Origin of the sequence: Polaribacter sp. 20A6 (assembly GCF_011378915.1) — a bacterium.
Lineage (GTDB): Bacteria > Bacteroidota > Bacteroidia > Flavobacteriales > Flavobacteriaceae > Polaribacter > Polaribacter sejongensis.
Map to the genome: position 1 here is coordinate 655,213 of NZ_WTPZ01000003.1, position 17,834 is coordinate 673,046.

The following is a 17,834-nucleotide window of genomic DNA, read 5'->3' on the forward strand; positions in this document are numbered from 1 at the left end:
TGTAAGTTTAATATTATTCTGCTTTAGACTTCAATGTGCTTTAATAGAAAAAGACTAAGTATTCATAAATCTACAAAGGCATGAGTTCGTATTAATTTATTAAATTAAGTAGTAAATCATTTTATCATTCATATGAAAGTAATAGCTTAAATCTATATTAATTTACCTCCATAATTCTATTTAATAGTATACTTTCAGAGATTTCTTACCTTAATAATTTCTTTTTATTTACAACTTCACTTACAATATGTATAAGCTTTTAAAACCATTATCTAGAGCTTTACGCTTGTTCAATTTTGATGTATAAGTATTTTTAAAACAAAAAATAGCCACCATATTTAAATGGTAGCTATTTTCTATATTAAATAAAATGTAACGGTAACTATTTCTTTTTAAGATAAAATGACTTTTTTAAACCAGATGCTGCATTAGGTCCAATCCAAATATTAAAATCACCTTCTTCTGCAGCACGAATTATTTTATGGTTTGTAAATTCTAATTGCTCAGATGATATTTTAAAAGTTAATTCTTTTGTTTCTCCAGCCTTTAAGCTGACATGCTGAAATCCTTTTAATTCTCTTATAGGTCGTGTAATACTACCAACAATATCTTGTAGGTATAACTGTACAATTTCTTTCCCTGCACGTTTTCCTGTATTTTTTATTGAAACTTTCATTACTAAATCTTCATTAAAACCAATAGTATCTTTTGATATTTGAAGGTTGTCATAAGTAAAATCTGTGTATCCTAAACCAAAACCAAATGGAAAATGTGGAGTGTAGCCAACATCTAAATAATGAGATTTGTTACCTAAAGAGCTTTGCCATGCGCCTACAGGAATATCATCCATAGCAGTGTAGTTCTCTTTACTCGCAGGTCTTCCTGTGTTTTTATGGTTGTAAAAATACGGTAATTGTCCTGCTGCTTTTGGCCAAGATACAGGTAATCTTCCTTCAGGTTCTCTTATTCCGAAAATAATTTCTTGCAATGCCTCACCACCCATTGTACCAGGATGCCAAGACATTAAAACAGTATCAACATCATCAATAATATTTGTAATAGTAATGGGTCTTCCCGCCATAATTACCAAAACAATTGGCTTTCCGGTTTTTGCTAATTCTTTTATTAAATCTTCTTGAGCTCCAGGTAAATCTATATTTGCTCTACTGTGTGCTTCACCAGATAAAATAGCCTCTTCTCCAGCAACAAATACAATAACATCAGCACCTTTTACATCATTAATAACTTTTTTAAATTGCTTTTTAGATTTGTCTCTACTATGGGTTAATGCAGGTATATATTTAAAATTAATATCTGCTGTTTTAAATGCATCAAGTGGTGTTATAGTATGTTCTTTCTCTCCATCAAAAATCCAAGTTCCCAATTGGTCTAATGGAGCATCTGCCAAAGGCCCTATTAAAGCTACTTTTGTACTAGTTGATAAAGGCAATATGTTTTTATTTTTAAGTAATACTGCACTTTTTATAGCCGCTTCTTTAGCTTCAGCTAAATGTTCTTTTGCATAAAAATTTGTATCCCTATTTTTATCTCGATAAGGAGTTTTAAATAAGCCTAATCTCAATTTTATTCTTAAAATATTTTTTACAAATTCATCTAATTCATGCTCTGTAATTTTTCCTTCTTTAATTAATTCCTTTAAATGATGCTCATATGCTTTACTGGTCATTTCCATATCCATACCAGCATTGGCAGCTAATTCTGCTGCTTGTTTTTCATCTTTAGCAAAACCGTGTGTAATCATTTCTACCACAGAATCCCAATCACTTACTACAAAGCCATCAAATTTTAACTCATCTCTTAAAACATCTTTTAAAAGGTATTTATTTCCCGTAGCCGGAATCCCATTTATTTCATTAAAAGCAGTCATAACTGTTGCTGCACCAGCATCTAAAGCAGCTTCGAAAGGCGGTAAATACACATTTCTCAGTATTGGTTCAGAAATTATGGTCGTATTATAATCTCTTCCACCAATAGCTGCACCATAACCAATATAATGTTTAGCACATGCTGCAATACTTGTTGGGTCATTTAGAGAGTCTCCTTGAAAACCTTGCACATATGCTTTTCCTAAAACGGATGCTAAATATGGATCTTCTCCTGGAGATTCGGCAATTCTACCCCAACGACTATCTCTAGCAATGTCTAACATTGGTGCAAAAGTCCAACGTATTCCTACAGAACTAGATTCTATTGCAGCAACTCGAGACGAAGCTTTTGCTGTTGCAGTATCCCAAGATGCTGCCAAACCTAACGGAATAGGAAATATGGTTTTAAAACCGTGAATAATATCTCTTCCAAAAATTAAAGGTATTTTATTAGGACTTTCTTCCACAGCTATTCTTTGAAGTTCGTCTACAAACTCAACATTCATTACATTTAGTAGTGCACCAACATTTCCTTGCCTTACATCTTCTTTTAGTTCTTCAGATAGTGTTTTTGCTCTACTTGAAGTACCTCTTAAGTTGGTCTGTCCTATTTTAGTATCAATAGACATTGTGGTTAATAAACTATCTATAAATTGTTCTGTTGGATTATCTTCAGTTTTAGAAACTTTAGTTTCAGAGCAACCTATAAAGACAAGCACTATAAATGCTAAATAATATTTCATATAATTATTTATTAAAAATTTAATATAAAGAATATTCAAATTTATTCAATTTGGAAAAAAAAGAATGTTTCAAAAAATTTTCTTTAGGGGGGTAAATGTCCAACTTAATAATTTTAACAATTTCTAATTTTATTAATAAGTTAAAAACACATTATTTAATTTGTCTTCCGATATAAAGAACCTATTTCCCTTAAAAACTTGAGGTTTAATGCGGAAGTGTACATTTTTTACCCTAAAGAAAACTTTTTAGACACCACAATACTTCAACTATTAACAACCTTTGCATTCAACTAAATAGATTATCTATTATTAATTTAAAACTAATTGAATCATGATTTTAAAAAACATGCACATATTTAAACTGAGGTATTTACTTCTTTTCCTTGTTATTACTATTTTGTCTTGTGAGGTTGAAGAATTAAGAGAGGTAACGCTTTTTGAAAAAGGAATTACAAATGCTTCGGCAAGTGCAACGGATATTGAGTCTGGCGGAACTATAACTTTTACAGATCTTTCTACTAAAGTATATTCTAGAGAGTGGACGTTTCCTGGTGGCTCTCTTACCACATCAACAGAACCTGTTGTAGACGTAACTTTTAATAATACTTCTTTTGATGAAATTTTAAAAAGTGACGTTGTTTTAACAATTAAACATATTGATAACTCGATATCTGAAAAAATATTTAACGTACAAATTGCTCCTATAAATGCATTGCCACTCCCAATTCCTTTTGGAGGAATTGCTGTAAATGTACCAGGAACTATTGAAGCTGAAAATTACGATGAAGGCGGACAAGGCGTTGCATATAATGATACTGAAGAAGAAAACTTAGCTGAAACAGCAGGTAGTGCTACTTATAGAGATGATGATGGTGTAGATGTACAAGTTAGTACTAATGGTTTATTAACAAGTGTAGGATATACTGCAGCAGATGAATGGATAAATTATACTGTTGAGGTTACTGAAACAGGTGTTTATGATATTGAATTTGTAGTTGCTTCTGGAAGTACTACTGGAGGAAAATCAATTAAATTTCAAAAAATAGCTCCACGAACTGGAGTTATAACCGAATTAGGTGAAACAGGTGATTTTGCAAATACAGGTGGATGGGATAGTTATACAAACGTAACAATTCCTGCAGTAACATTAATAGCAGGAACCAATACATTTAGAACACATTTTACTGGAGCTGATACTAATTTAGATAAAATCAATATTAAACCAACGCAAACAAATGTTACATATCGTATTGCATTTGCAACTGATGATTCTGCAGGTGTTGATGCTGGGTATATAACAATGCTTAAAGATGCTGGCTACGAAGTAGATGCTGTAGATGGTGCTTGGAATAATTTAGATGTTGCTGGAGTAAATGCTTTAAACGGATACGATTTAGTTATTATATCTAGAAATACTAACAGTGGTAATTTTGGAGGAGACCCAACTGTAAAAGACAATTGGATGACTGTTAAAACACCTTTACTGTTAACTAGTTGCTTTATAACAAGAAATTCAAGATTACAATTTGTTGATTCTGGAACTTTTGTTGAAAACGCTTCACCTAGTTTTAACGTAGATAATACATCGCACCCAATATTTACAGGAGTTACTTTAACAGGAAGTGGAGAAACTGGCGATATAATATCTGGTGGAAATACAAATATTACTGATGTTACTACTGCTGGAAATGGTTCACTAATTGCTTCAGATCCAACTACAGGATTCTTAGCAATTGGAGAATGGGAAGCTAATATAGAAGCTTATACAGGGGCAAGTACTCCTTTAGCAAAAAGAATGTTTTTAGGTGTTAATGCTGGCCCTTTTGCACTAACTGATGTGGGACAACAACTTTATTTAAATTCTGTACAATATTTAACAAGCGGAATTGTAACAGATAACGCAGGTGGTGGTGGTTCTGCAACTACATTAAACATTGCATTTGCTTCAGATAAGGTAGGTGATGCTGAAGATGATTTAGAATATATTGCATTGTTAGAATCTAAAGGGCATACTGTTAATGCGGTTAATAATAGTTGGGATAATTTAGACGCAACAGGTGCTGCTACTTTAAATGGTTATGATTTAGTTCTTATATCTAGAAATACGAATAGCGGTAATTTTGGTAGTGATGAAACGGTACGAGCTAATTGGATGTCTGTTACCACACCTGTAATTGTTCTAAGTTCTTATATAGCAAGAAACTCTAGATTACAGTTATTTGATTCAGGAGGTTTTGATGAAGGTGGAAGCTTAAATGTAACGTCTGTAGATCCTAACCATCCTTTATTTATTGGTATAAATATTACGGATGGAGTTACTGATGATTTAGTTACTTTACCTTTACATGTTACAGATGTTACTACAGCTGGTAATGGTACAATTTATGCTACAGATAGCGCTTCAGGAAATGTAGCTATCGCAGAATGGGAGGCAAATACAGCCGCATATGCCGGTGGTGGTGTAGCTGCTGGAAGAAGAATGTTTTTTGCTGTAAATGTTGGTGGTTATGCCTTAACATCTACGGGAGAAACATTATTATTGAATGCTGTTAACCACATGGCAAAATAATTTTTTGGGGGATTTTTTGAGTTAATGTTAAACCTGTGAAGCTATAAATTTCACAGGTTTTTTTGTTTTATAACATTTAATATTTTTTATTAGGTTGATACGGAATCGCTTTTCTAAAATTAGACTTAATTTTTTTATCAACTAAAAGAAAATAAATGGTTATTAGAGAAAAGTAATTCTAATTCTCGATACAAAATAAATTTGACAAATTTTGATAATTACAGTTTTAAAACTCAAATTTTATCAGTACCTGTAAGAAATGCAATGCGTGTGATAAATTGTGCAAAACTTGGTTCAGATGTAATGACTATTAGTTTTTTAATATTAAGTTAAATTTTAGTAAATTCGAATTAAAACAAAATTAAGTTATCATAAAATCATTTCACATGTTGTATTTTACATTTTCTTTTATAAGAATATCTATAGGGAGGTGTGTTTTTGTATTCGGTATTTTATTGTGAATTAAAAAATCAGATAATATTCTTACTGCTTCATAACCTTGATCAAAGGGTTTTTGAGAGATTAAAAAAGAAACACTATCGTTTAAAAGGCATTGGGTGTTTTGCGGAGTATTATCAAAACCTATTAATTCTATGTTTTTTAAATGTGAATCCTCTATGCAATCTACCACAATATAAATTCTACTAGAGGGAACAAAAATTCCTTTTATTTGCGGGTGTGTGTTTAGGTAGTCGTTGATGATTCCTTTTGTTTCTAGAGAGTTCTTTAAATTTTCAATTTTTAAAGTTTGCACTTTATAATTAATGTTATTTTTTAAAAAATAATTATTAAAACCTTCAATCCTATTCGAAACCGCATTGTTTTTGGTGATGTTGTATCGAGATTGAATTATTAAAATTTCTGAGGCATCTGGAATGTTAAATTTCATTAATTTACCTGCAATATAACCTGCGGTATAAGAATCTTGACCAACATATGCTATGTTGTTAAATCCTTTAATATCAATATTTAAAAAAATATAGGGAATGTCTAAAGCCTCTAACTCATCTACAATTAGCTGGGTCTCTTTAGAAAAATTGGGTACCATGATTACTCCAGTTGGCTTTGTTTTTAGCAACTCTTTAAACGTATTTAAATAATAAACTGGATCGTACTGATTGTATGTAAAACTATTGACATGTACTCCAAAACTTACAACATCGTTGGTTGCTTTTAAAAGCCCCATATAAGGCAATTTCCAAAATAAGTCATCATCATTATATTCTGGGATTAAAATAGATATTTGCTGTTTATTTTTCATAGCAAGAGCGCTGGCAACCGGATTCACGCTAAAATTATGATGGTCAAGAATTTTTCTAATTCTTGCTTCCGTTTTCTTAGAAACACCACCTCTGTTGTGTATTACTCTATCTACAGTGCCTTCAGAGACTTTTGCTTCTCTGGCAATATCTTTTATTTTTATCATATTAAGATTGATAAACGCTTTTATGTATATTTTTAATCTTATGCAATTTAGTGAAAATAAATGCAATTTTGTGTGCGCACACGAGGAATTATGTTATATTTGTGTGTGCGTACACGTAAATGTGCGGAAATTACTAATCTTAATTAAAAATACAACCTTAAAGATGAATAAAACAATTGTATTAACAGGTGCAGGAGGAGTGTTGTGTAGTGCTTTAGCAATGGCGCTTGCAGAACAAGGAAACAGCGTTGCCGTTTTAGATTTAAGAAAAGAAGCTGCAGATAAGGTGGCGGATTCAATTATAAAAGCTGGAGGAAAAGCAATTGGTGTTGCAGCCAATGTTTTAGAAAAAGATTCTTTAATAGTGGCTAAAGAAATAGTAAACAAAGCTTTTGGGCAAGTAGATATTTTGGTGAATGGAGCGGGAGGGAACCATCCTTTAGGAACTACTTCGAATCCTTTTTTGGAATTGGAAGATTTGGCAAACAAAACGGAAGGTTTTAAGACTTTTTTCGATTTAGATCCAAAAGGAATTGAATTTACATTCAACTTAAATTTCTTAGGAACTTTAATTCCTACACAAGTTTTTGCAACAGATATGGTGGGTAGAAAAGGGTGTTCTGTATTGAATATTTCTTCTATGAATGCTTTTACTCCGTTAACTAAAATACCAGCTTACAGTGGTGCAAAAGCTGCAGTTTCTAACTTTACACAATGGTTAGCTGTTCATTTTTCTAAAGTAGGAATTCGTGTGAATGCATTAGCACCAGGTTTCTTTTTAACAGATCAAAATAGAACTTTATTAACAAATACAGATGGAAGTTTAACTAAAAGAGGTCAGCAAATTATAGATCAAACTCCAATGGAACGTTATGGTAAACCAGAAGATTTAATTAGTACAACTTTATATTTATGTGATGATGCATCTTCTTTTGTTACAGGAATTGTAATTCCTATTGATGGTGGATTTGCAGCTTATAGTGGCGTTTAATAAAATAGAATAAAATGATACAAAATTTAGAACAAACTTGGCGTTGGTATGGACCAAATGACCCAGTTTCTTTATCAGATATAAAACAATCGGGAGCAACAGGTGTTGTTTCTGCATTACATCATATTAAAAATGGTGAAGTTTGGACGGTTGATGAAATCATCAAAAGAAAAGAAATTATAGAAAATGTTGGGTTAACATGGTCTGTAGTAGAATCTGTGCCAATTCATGAAAATATTAAAACTAAATCTGGAGATTACCAATTATATATTGACAATTACAAACAAACTTTGTTGAATTTAGGCGAATGCGGAATTGATATTGTTTGTTACAATTTTATGCCCGTTTTAGATTGGACGAGAACAAACTTAGATTATGAAGTTTCGGATAATTCTACCGCTTTACGTTTTGAGGCAGCAGCTTTTGCAGCTTTTGAATTGTACTTATTAAAAAGACCAGGAGCAGAAAAAGAATATTCTGATGCTCAGAAAGAGAAAGCTTCTGAGTTTTTAAAAAATGCCTCAGCAGAAGATCAAAAAAGATTAATTAGAAATATTATTGCAGGTTTACCAGGGGCTGAAGAAGGGTATTCTCTAGAGGAATTCAATGCAATTTTGGCGACTTATAAAAATGTAGGCCCAAAAGAATTGAAGGCAAACTTATTTTCGTTTTTATCAGAGATTATTCCGTCAGCAGAACAAGCAGGTGTTTTAATGTGTATTCATCCAGATGATCCACCTTTTCCAATCTTAGGATTACCAAGAGTAGTATCCACAGAAAAAGATATCGAAGATATTTATAATGCTGTAAAATCGCCAAATAACGGATTGACATTTTGTACGGGGTCTTTTGGTGTAAGAGCCGATAATGATTTAGCAGGAATGGTAGAACGTTTAGGAGATAGAATTCATTTTATTCATTTACGAGCTACAAAAAGAGATGCTGAAGGGAATTTTCATGAAGCAGATCATTTAGATGGTGATGTAGATATGTTTGCAGTGATGAAAGCGTTGGTTTTAGAGCAACAAAAACGTGCTGAAGCAGGAAGAAAAGATGTTAGAATGCCTTTTAGACCAGATCACGGACATAAAATGTTAGACGATTTAAAAAAGAAAACAAATCCTGGATATTCAGGTATCGGACGTTTACGAGGTTTGGCAGAATTACGTGGATTAGAATTAGGAATTAGACGATCGTTATAAAAAAAATAAAAATGAATAGCACCACATTTATAAACGATAACTTTTTATTACAATCTGAAGTCGCAGTAAAATTGTATCATCAATATGCTAAAGATTTGCCAATTATAGATTATCACAATCATTTATCACCACAACTAATTGCAGAAGATAAGCCTATTGAAAATATTACAGCTGCTTGGTTAAATGGAGATCATTATAAGTGGCGGGGAATGCGTGCAAATGGTATAGAAGAAGCTTTTATTACTGGCGATAAAACGACCCAGAAAGAAAAATTTTTAAAGTGGGCAGAAACGGTTCCGCATACTTTAAGAAATCCTTTATTTCATTGGACGCATTTAGAATTGAAGCGTTATTTTGATATTGATGAAATTTTACAACCCTCTACAGCAGAAACTATTTATAAAAAAGCCAATGCTATTTTAGTACATAAAACACCTGCCGATTTATTAGCACAAATGAAGGTGGAGGTTATTTGTACTACAGATGATCCTACAGACAGTTTAGAATATCATCAGACAATTTCTAAAATGAATATCTATACAAAAGTACTACCTACCTTTAGGTCAGACGAGTTGTTCTTTATAGGAGAAACAAAATTTACAAGTTATTTAAATAAGTTGGCGCTATGTTCAGGAATAAAAATTAATTCTTTATCAGATTTTATAAAATCAATAGATAATAGAATTGCGCATTTCCATAAAAATGGATGTAGAGTATCTGATTTTGGTATTGGAGCGACGCTTTCAATTGTTGATTTCACAGAGGAAGAAATTGCGCAAATTTTTGATAAGAAACTAAAAGAAGAAACTCTTTCTGTTTTAGAAATTGAAAAATATAGATCTTTTTTATTCCTTTATTTAGGAAGAAAATATCACGAATATAATTGGGTACAACAATACCATTTAGGACCTATTAGAAATAATAATTCTAGATTAGTTAAGCAAATAGGATTTGATGCTGGTTGCGATTCTATAAGTGATTTTCCAATGGCAGAATTTATGTCTAAATTATTTAATGAACTTGAATCTACCGGTCAATTAGCAAAAACCATTACTTATAATTTAAATCCTTCTCAAAATGAAGTATTTGCAACAATGATGGGTAATTTTCAAAATGCGGATATTCCAGGTAAAATGCAATGGGGTTCTGGTTGGTGGTTTTTAGACCAAAAAGACGGCATGGAAAAACAATTAAACACACTTTCAAATATGGGCTTATTAAGTCGTTTTGTAGGTATGTTAACAGACAGTCGCAGCTTTTTATCTTTTCCAAGACACGAGTATTTTAGGCGAATATTGTGCAACCTAATTGCAGAAGATGTTAAAAAAGGATTGGTTCCAAATGATATAGAATTTCTGGGGAAAATGATTCAAAACATTTGTTATTACAATGCTGTGAACTATTTCAATTTTAAAAACTAAAATAATTTATTATGTTGCATAGACTGTTTTGTGCCATCTTTCTTTTAATCATTTTACAAGGGTGCGAAAAGAAAGACGATGTAAAGATGATGTATTTAGCACATACTTTACCTCAAACACATCCTGTACACAAAGGTATTTTAGAATTTAAGAAAGCCTTAAAACTAAAATCTGGAGGGAAAATGGATATTAAGATATTTCCTGATGGCCAATTAGGATCAGAAAGAGAAGTTTTAGAATTATTACAAATAGGTAGTGTAGCTGTCACAAAAGTAAGTGCTGCAACGTTGTCTAATTTTGTTCCAGAATATCATGTATTGGGAATTCCATATTTATTTAGAAATAAACAACATCAATTTGATGTTTTAGAAGGTGAAGTTGGAAAATCAATTTTAGAAAAAGGAAGTAAATTTTGGCTACGTGGTTTGTGTTATTACGATGCAGGAAGTAGAAGTTTTTATACTTCAAAGAAAGCAATTAGAACTCCAGAAGATTTAAAGGGGCTTAAAATTCGTGTAATGAACAACCAAATGGCCATAAATATGGTAAATAGTTTGGGAGGTTCTGCAACACCAATGTCTTTTGGAGAGTTGTACACTGCTCTACAACAAGGTGTTGTGGATGGTGCCGAAAATAATCCGCCTTCATTTGTATCTTCTAATCATTATGAAGTAAGTAAATACTATACCTTAGATCAACATTCTTCTTTACCAGATGTTTTATTAATTGGCACAAAATACTGGGATACATTATCTGATGAAGAAAAAGTTTGGGTGCAAGAGTCTGCAGATGAGTCATCTAAATCACAGAAGGTTTTCTGGAATGATTCTGTAAATGAATCAATGGAAATTGCAAAAAAAGCAGGTGTAGAAATTATTATTCCTGAAAAAGCATTGTTCCAAGAGAAATCAAAACCTGTTTTAGAAGCTTTTGAAAAAGAACACCCAGAAATGAGTGGGATTATTAATAAAATAAAAAATCAGTAGATATGAAATCAGCAGACATCCTTTTTAACAGAGTTTGTAAAATCATGGAAACAATATTGGTTTCTATATTTGGGTTATTGGTAATTGATGTATTACTACAAGTTTTTTCACGTTATATTTTAAATACTTCATTTACGTTTACAGAAGAACTAGCACGTTTTTCATTAATTTGGTTATCCATTTTAGGGGCAGCCTACCTTAGCGGAAGAAGGGAACATTTATCAATGGATTTCTTGTTTCAGAAATTCTCACCTAAACTACAAAAGAAAGTGCTGTTTTTTATCGAAATCTGTGTGTTTTTATTTGCATTGATAGTTATGGTAATTGGTGGATTTAACCTTGTTTATACTACATTACATTTAGGCCAATTATCAGGAACATTAAGGATACCTTTAGGATACATATATTCTATTTTGCCTTTTAGTGGTTTGCTTATTATGTGTTTTTCAATATATCACATACGCAAAATAAGTACTAACAAAATAACCGATTAATTATGAGTATAGAAATAATAAGTATTATAGTTTTATTCCTAAGTTTTTTTACGTTACTGATGTTAAAAGTTCCAGTAGCCTATAGTATTGGTATTTCTACCACTATAAGTTTACTGCTTAATATTGATAAATTACCTGGAATCACAACAATTGCACAACGTATGACAACAGGTATTGATAGTTTTGCACTTTTAGCAATTCCCTTTTTTGTGTTGGCCGGAGAAATTATGAAACGTGGCGGAATTGCCAATAGACTTATTAATTTTGCGAAGTCTTTAGTAGCGAGTTTACCTGGAGGATTAGCTTATGTAAATGTATTAGCGTCGATGCTTTTTGGAGCTATCTCAGGATCTGCTATTGCAGCAACATCTGCTATTGGAAGTATTATGACAGACAGAATGGAAGAAGAAGGATATCCTAGAGAATTTAGTGCCTCTGTAAATATAACATCATCTACAACTGGGTTGTTAATTCCGCCAAGTAATATTTTAATCGTTTACGCTTTAGCAAGTGGAGGTACAGCATCTGTAGCAGCTTTATTTATTGCAGGTTATTTACCAGGTATTTTGTTAGGCTTTGCTATAATGGGGTATGTTGCTTATGTGGCAATAACCAGAAACTTCTCTAAAGGAGAACGTGTGCCACTTTCTTTAATTTTTACATATTTTAGAAAAGCTTTTTTTAGTTTGTTATTACTAGTTATTGTAGTTGGTGGTATTGTTGCAGGGATATTTACAGCTACAGAGGCTTCAGCAATTGCTGTTCTATATGCAGGGGTTCTTGCTTTAATTTATGGAGATGTAAAAGTAAAAGACTTTTCAGCTATTTTATTAGCAAGTGCAAAAACTACTGCGGTAGTTATGTTTTTAATTTGTACATCTATGGCAATGTCATGGTTATTTTCTTTTGAAGGAATTCCAGAATTAATTAGCAATTTTTTATTAGAGCAATTCAGTAACAAGATCGTCATCTTTTTATTAATCAATTTAGTATTATTAATTATTGGAACTTTTATGGATATGACTCCAGCCGTTCTAATTTTTACACCTATTTTTTTACCTGTAGTTACAGAGTTAGGTATGCATCCTGTCCATTTTGGTATCGTTCTAGTGTTAAATCTTTGTATTGGCTTGTGTACACCACCTGTGGGAACCATCCTCTTCGTGGGGAGTGGAATCGCTAAAGTTTCGGTTTCTCAAGTTATAAAACCATTGCTGCCATTTTTATTAATTATGGTGATTGTTCTACTGTTAATTACTTACATTCCAGAAATATCAATGTTTTTACCAAGGTTGTTTAACTTGTAAAAAACACATTAATTCATAATATTTAAGCTCAACCTATTTCTTTCTTTAGGTTGAGCTTTTTTCATTAAAAAGAATGTTGATTTTATTAGTTTTAAAAAGCATCTAAAATAGAACCTTTCTTGAAGTGTATTATACTGATATAGGTTGACCTTTTTTTAGATTAATTTATATCGTTCAAATTATTTTTTTAGCCGTTTAGAAGGCCAAAAATAATCTGAACTACGTTTGTTTTTAAATTTTTAGTTCAGTCAAATTTACATTATTTCTTCGATATGATTTGTATTTGATGTTTGGATTTAAATGTACTTCTGCTGGTTTTCTTAAGTCTAAGCTAAAATGGGTTCTTAAATTGTTGTAAATATATACTGCTTGTTTTTGTTACTTCTTGAGCAATGGCAGTGTTTTTAATGCAATTTCTAAGTCCATATTCATATTTTAAAGTTCTATTAATTCGCTCTGCAATTGTGTTTTCATAAGGATCATATTGTTCTGTCATACTCATCATTATGCCATTTTCTTCTGCAAAGGCTGTGTATTTCGGGTTACAGTATTGAAAACCTCTGTCAGAATGATGTATTAATTTTTCATCAGGGTATTTTCTATTTTTAATAGCCATTTCTAGCGCTTCTGTACAAAGTGATGTCTTCATATGATTATCGAGATTATACCCCATAATTTGCTTAGAATATGCATCTGTAACGATTGCTAGGTAGTTGTGTCCATTGTCCGTTTTTATGTATGTTATATCGCTTACCCATAATTGTTCTGGTCGAGTAGGAACTTGGTTTTTAATTAGGTTTTTATATTTTCTAAATTGATGATTAGAATTTGTTGTTGTTACATAGTTTTTAAGCTTAGGAACAAGTAAATTATGAAGCCTTAACACATCGTACAACTTGTCTCTACCTATTTTAATACCTTGTTTTATAAAGTCTTGTTTAAGTTCATCATATAGCTTAATTCCGCCAGTTCTCATACCAACTAATTTTCGATATTCCTGTATCATTGCGATGACTTTTTCATCGTTTATTCGTTTGTTTTCTTGGGTTTTGAGTCTTTTGTAGAAAGCTTGTTTACTAATCCCAAAACACTCATAGAACCATTTTCTTTTAAACGGTTTTTCTTTTTTAGTTCTATCTCTTTCGCTAATGTTTTGGGCAACGACTTTTTTGACAAATCGACTCCAGTAATGATTTCCATGTCAGCAATAATATCTTGTTGAAATTCCTTTACAAACTCCAGTTCTTCAATACGTTCCTTTAGTTTTTTAATCTCATCTAATTTACTCATACCAGTATTTTGTTGGACTAAAGTACTATATTTTTTGATCCAATACCCAATTGTAGTTCTAGGAACATCATATTTTTTGGAAGCAAAGTTTGTGGAAATCTGTCCATTCTGAATTTGGTCAACGACGAATAATTTGAGTTCTAAAGTTGCTTTTTCGTACGTTTTTTTTCGCCAGGGTTGTTTTTGAGTTTTCATAAATGACTATAATTAAGTGTTTAATTTTTAGTCAACCTATTTCAGGAAAGTACATTTTTTTAATGTGCTACAACGTGTTTGTGTATGATTAGTTGCGTGTTTAAGCAACTAAATTAGTAAACTTTCACGAACCTGAGAATATTCCGAAGGAATATTCCAGATGAGGACTTACAAAGCAATTAATTATACACGGTGTTGTAACACGTTTTTATTTTTCACTTCGTTTCTTTTTTCTTTCTAATTTTACTTTTTTCTTAATTTCTGATTTTTTATTTCATTTTTTTAAATCAGAGTTTGGGTCTAAAAATTGTTCGTTAATTTCTTCTTTTGTAAGCTTTCTAAAATTTTTAATTGTTACGTGAATACTTTTTGACATAATTTATTCCGTTAAATTCAATTTTTTATTTAATTTGAAAATATTATATATTCTCTATCTATAATTTTATTTTCATTGTTAAATTCCAAAATATAAATTCCTTTTCTTGGTTGATAATTTATTCTGGAATCAATTTCTTTATCTATTAATTCAAATTTTAATGGTAGAATTCCGTTTATCTTTTTCGCAAAAGTTAGTTTTATTCCACATTCATTATTCCAGTTTCTATTGGAAAGATTTTCAGAGTAATATTCTGAAAAGTTATAAATTGAATTAAATTTTTCCATTTTTTCAGTTTCACTTAAAAATTCAAAATCTTTTAATTCATTCAAAATTTTGGTTCTACTTAAAATTCCAAATGGAAATTCGTTCAGTTTTATAGGTTTTACATAACTATTTGTATTAAAATTCAATTTTTTACAATTTGAAAAATCTCCAAAATAGCTTTTGATTTTTTTATTGAAAGTAGAATCATTCGAAATATATTCTACATATTTTTCAAAACTATTTTCTTTTTTTTGTTCACTTATTTTCTGTTTAGTTGCACAATAACTAAAAGTCAATGATAAAATTATAATCGATATGTATTTCGTTTCTCTCAAATGTGTTACAACGTTGTTGTATATGGTTTGTTGCGTGTTTCAAGCAACTAATTTAGTAAATAATTACCGACCAAGAAAGTCCGCGAGGACTTTCGTAAGTAGGCGAGAAGCCAGCAATAAATTATATACGGTGTTGTATGCAGTTATTTTATCCGATTTTCCAATGTATTTACAATAGTTCTCAAAATTCCGATTATCGGTTCCATTAAAAGTCTTTGGTATTCTTGAAAGTCTTTGTGTCCGTGAACTATGTTACATCTTACATTATAAATTAGGCTTAAAACCGCTTTGCTTTTAATTTCTACTTCTTCGCTCAAAAGATTTGTTGCTAATTCTTTATCAGTTTTTTCTTGTCCTTGTCCATCTTGTAAATTGATATGAAAAACATTTTTATTAATTAAATCGGCAATCTCAACTATAGAATTAATCTGCTTATCTTTTTTTAAATTATCAATTATATTTTGAGCTCCAACATAATCTCTGACAAAAAATGTTGCTCTTTTAAAATCGCCAAATCCTTTTAGTTTTTTGTCATTAACTGATTCTTCTCTCAATGCGTCATTATACAAACGATTAAACATTGGATAAAGAGTATTAAATTTCTCAAAAAGTGAAGCTAAATCATCTTTTTGAATTTTACTAAATTTCAAATTATAGTTGGCAATATATTCTTTAGTTTCTTCCGTCATTATTTTTGGTCAAGATATTTTTTAAGGTCCTTGGCTAAAACTCCACCTGTTATTAATTTTTCAATTAAGTCATCGGGTAATATAAACCAAGTTGAATGTCCTCTTGAATTTGGTTCGCCCAAGCATACTTTTTTTCCGCTGATTTTATCCTTATCGTGAATTTCATTTTCGGTAATATTCCAACGTATTCCAATTACGTCATTTCCATTCCATTTGAGTTTTGCAACTGAATATCCACCAGGGACTGCTCCACCATTATAAAATACAGTAACATTTTTGACATTTCTCTTTGGGCTTAAGACAGTAGAAGGATGATTAATTATGTATGGCATTTTTCAAATTTTAATGGTTAGTAGAATGTTCGTTTTTAATTGCATACAACGTTGTTGTGTATTGAAAGTTGCGTTTTTAATGAACGGCTATTTTCCGCAGGAAAATTGAAGTGAGTAAAAATGCAACTACTTTTGATAAAGCACTAATTTAGCAATTTTTATTACACGGTGTTGTAGCTAGTGTTATTTTTGTTTTCTTTTTTTTAATCTTTCTTTCCACTTATTTAATCTCGTGACTTGTGGATTATAAAGTTCAAATATTCCGAGATAATAATAAATTTTCTTATTCTGTGATATGTATTCTTGAGCTTTATCTTCCATTCCATATTTTTTTGCAAGATAGTTTACATATAATAATTGTTTTTCTTTAAGATTATTAAAAAATGTTATTGCTCTTTCAATAATATCTATTTCCTCCTGTTTCCATTTAAGCTTAGAATATATTACAATTAATCTTTCATATGGAGCGACATCTTCGCATTCCTCTTTAATCATTTTTTCATACGCTTCAATTGCTGTTTTATAATTACCTGTGTTTTCAGAAACTTTGGCATTACTTTTAATAATATCAAATTTTTGTTTGAATTCAGAAAGTTTTTTTGAAAGTTCGAAAGGTACATTATTAGAGTAATTTAATGTGTCTGAATTCTCTTTCATATCGAAGTAAAAATTAAATTCTGGCATCTTTCTCTTAAAATCTTCAATTTGTTTTCCTAGAGTAGGAACATTAGCAATTTGATGATTAATGTCGGAAGGTTTTAAAGTGTTTCTTTTTATTGTATTATTCGTTTTAAGTTTTGATAAACGTACAATCCAATTATTTACCTTGTTAAAATCACGATGTTTATTTATTTTGTCTTCTAGAAACGTTATTAATTTTTCTTTTTGTTTTGTCTTACTATATAATATTATTACCCTATCTATATCAAAAGCATAATTATAAATATTTAATTTGCTGTTGTTTTTAGCTATATTTATAGAGTTAAGATAAATTTCTAAAGCTTCATTTAATTTGTTTTCTTTTTCTAGTTTTTTTGCTTTTTCTCTTAAAGAAATAGTGTCATTAAATTCTTTTTCCCATTCTTTATTTTCTGTTTGAAGAATTTTCGTTTCTCTTTTAAGCTTATTGTATTCATTTTGATTAAAAATCTCTTTATTCTTTATTTTCTTAGTTGAAGAAGTTTTTTTACCAAAAAGAAAATCTAATATTCCCATTTTAATTTAGTTTGAAAGTTATTCGTTTAACTTACGCCCAACGTTGTTGTGTTATGGAAAGTTGCGATTTTTATGAACGGCTATTTTCCGCAGGAAAATTGAAGTGAGTA

15 protein-coding genes and 1 pseudogene are annotated in these 17,834 nt (G+C 30.7%); 8 read left to right on the forward strand and 8 right to left on the reverse strand.

Features of this window, described 5'->3' with window-relative positions:
• Positions 1-382 precede the first annotated feature (382 nt).
• Positions 383-2,629 (reverse strand): glycoside hydrolase family 3 N-terminal domain-containing protein, encoded by a 2,247-nt coding sequence (locus tag GQS57_RS09990; RefSeq protein WP_165732701.1) that lies wholly within the window; start codon positions 2,627-2,629, stop codon positions 383-385.
• A 331-nt stretch (positions 2,630-2,960) separates the two neighbouring features.
• Between GQS57_RS09990 and GQS57_RS09995 the strand changes: the two genes are divergently transcribed.
• Both GQS57_RS09995 and GQS57_RS18995 read left to right on the forward strand, forming a co-directional pair.
• Complete coding sequence (locus GQS57_RS09995; RefSeq protein ID WP_165732702.1) at positions 2,961-5,198, forward strand: carbohydrate-binding protein; 2,238 nt, start codon at positions 2,961-2,963, stop codon at positions 5,196-5,198.
• Positions 5,199-5,408: 210 nt separating this feature from the next.
• Positions 5,409-5,507 (forward strand): annotated as a pseudogene (locus GQS57_RS18995) (fructose-6-phosphate aldolase); the annotation flags it as partial.
• Positions 5,508-5,580: 73 nt separating this feature from the next.
• Here GQS57_RS18995 and GQS57_RS10000 read toward each other — a convergent pair.
• On the reverse strand, positions 5,581-6,624 hold the full coding sequence (locus GQS57_RS10000; RefSeq protein WP_165732703.1) for a substrate-binding domain-containing protein: 1,044 nt from the start codon (positions 6,622-6,624) through the stop codon (positions 5,581-5,583).
• 163 nt (positions 6,625-6,787) lie between these two features.
• On the opposite strand from GQS57_RS10000, the gene GQS57_RS10005 reads away from it, so the two are divergent.
• The 6 genes from GQS57_RS10005 to GQS57_RS10030 are packed head-to-tail and all read left to right on the forward strand — an operon-like array spanning position 6,788 to position 13,025.
• The gene (locus GQS57_RS10005) at positions 6,788-7,615 is read left to right on the forward strand and encodes an SDR family oxidoreductase (protein WP_165732704.1); all 828 of its coding nucleotides are present in this window, start codon (positions 6,788-6,790) and stop codon (positions 7,613-7,615) included.
• A gap of 14 nt (positions 7,616-7,629) precedes the next feature.
• Positions 7,630-8,817, forward strand: coding sequence for a mannonate dehydratase (gene uxuA, locus GQS57_RS10010; protein WP_165732705.1), 1,188 nt, complete (start codon positions 7,630-7,632; stop codon positions 8,815-8,817).
• Positions 8,818-8,828: 11 nt separating this feature from the next.
• Positions 8,829-10,238, forward strand: a complete 1,410-nt coding sequence (uxaC, locus tag GQS57_RS10015; protein WP_165732706.1) for a glucuronate isomerase — start codon at positions 8,829-8,831, stop codon at positions 10,236-10,238.
• A gap of 11 nt (positions 10,239-10,249) precedes the next feature.
• Positions 10,250-11,224 (forward strand): TRAP transporter substrate-binding protein, encoded by a 975-nt coding sequence (locus GQS57_RS10020; RefSeq protein ID WP_165732707.1) that lies wholly within the window; start codon positions 10,250-10,252, stop codon positions 11,222-11,224.
• A gap of 2 nt (positions 11,225-11,226) precedes the next feature.
• Positions 11,227-11,718 (forward strand): TRAP transporter small permease, encoded by a 492-nt coding sequence (locus tag GQS57_RS10025; protein WP_165732708.1) that lies wholly within the window; start codon positions 11,227-11,229, stop codon positions 11,716-11,718.
• A 2-nt stretch (positions 11,719-11,720) separates the two neighbouring features.
• Positions 11,721-13,025 carry a TRAP transporter large permease gene (locus GQS57_RS10030; RefSeq protein ID WP_205860251.1) on the forward strand — a complete coding sequence of 435 codons (1,305 nt, stop codon included), beginning with the start codon at positions 11,721-11,723 and terminating at the stop codon, positions 13,023-13,025.
• 331 nt (positions 13,026-13,356) lie between these two features.
• Here GQS57_RS10030 and GQS57_RS10035 read toward each other — a convergent pair whose 3' ends face one another.
• The 6 genes from GQS57_RS10035 to GQS57_RS10060 form a co-directional block, all read right to left on the reverse strand.
• Positions 13,357-14,106 (reverse strand): IS3 family transposase, encoded by a 750-nt coding sequence (locus GQS57_RS10035; protein ID WP_368855184.1) that lies wholly within the window; start codon positions 14,104-14,106, stop codon positions 13,357-13,359.
• The gene (locus tag GQS57_RS10040) at positions 14,052-14,510 is read right to left on the reverse strand and encodes a helix-turn-helix domain-containing protein (RefSeq protein ID WP_205860252.1); all 459 of its coding nucleotides are present in this window, start codon (positions 14,508-14,510) and stop codon (positions 14,052-14,054) included. The genes GQS57_RS10035 and GQS57_RS10040 overlap by 55 nt, the downstream gene beginning before the upstream one ends.
• Before the next feature lie 405 nt (positions 14,511-14,915).
• On the reverse strand, positions 14,916-15,449 hold the full coding sequence (locus GQS57_RS10045) for a hypothetical protein (RefSeq protein ID WP_165732709.1): 534 nt from the start codon (positions 15,447-15,449) through the stop codon (positions 14,916-14,918).
• Positions 15,450-15,631: 182 nt separating this feature from the next.
• A complete protein-coding gene (locus GQS57_RS10050; RefSeq protein ID WP_165732710.1) occupies positions 15,632-16,177 on the reverse strand; it encodes a hypothetical protein in 546 nt (181 codons plus the stop codon).
• On the reverse strand, positions 16,177-16,509 hold the full coding sequence (locus GQS57_RS10055) for a hypothetical protein (protein WP_165732711.1): 333 nt from the start codon (positions 16,507-16,509) through the stop codon (positions 16,177-16,179). The genes GQS57_RS10050 and GQS57_RS10055 overlap by 1 nt, the downstream gene beginning before the upstream one ends.
• Positions 16,510-16,692: 183 nt before the next feature.
• Entirely contained in the window at positions 16,693-17,724 is a 1,032-nt protein-coding gene (locus tag GQS57_RS10060) for a hypothetical protein (RefSeq protein ID WP_165732712.1), read from the reverse strand.
• Positions 17,725-17,834 lie beyond the last annotated feature (110 nt).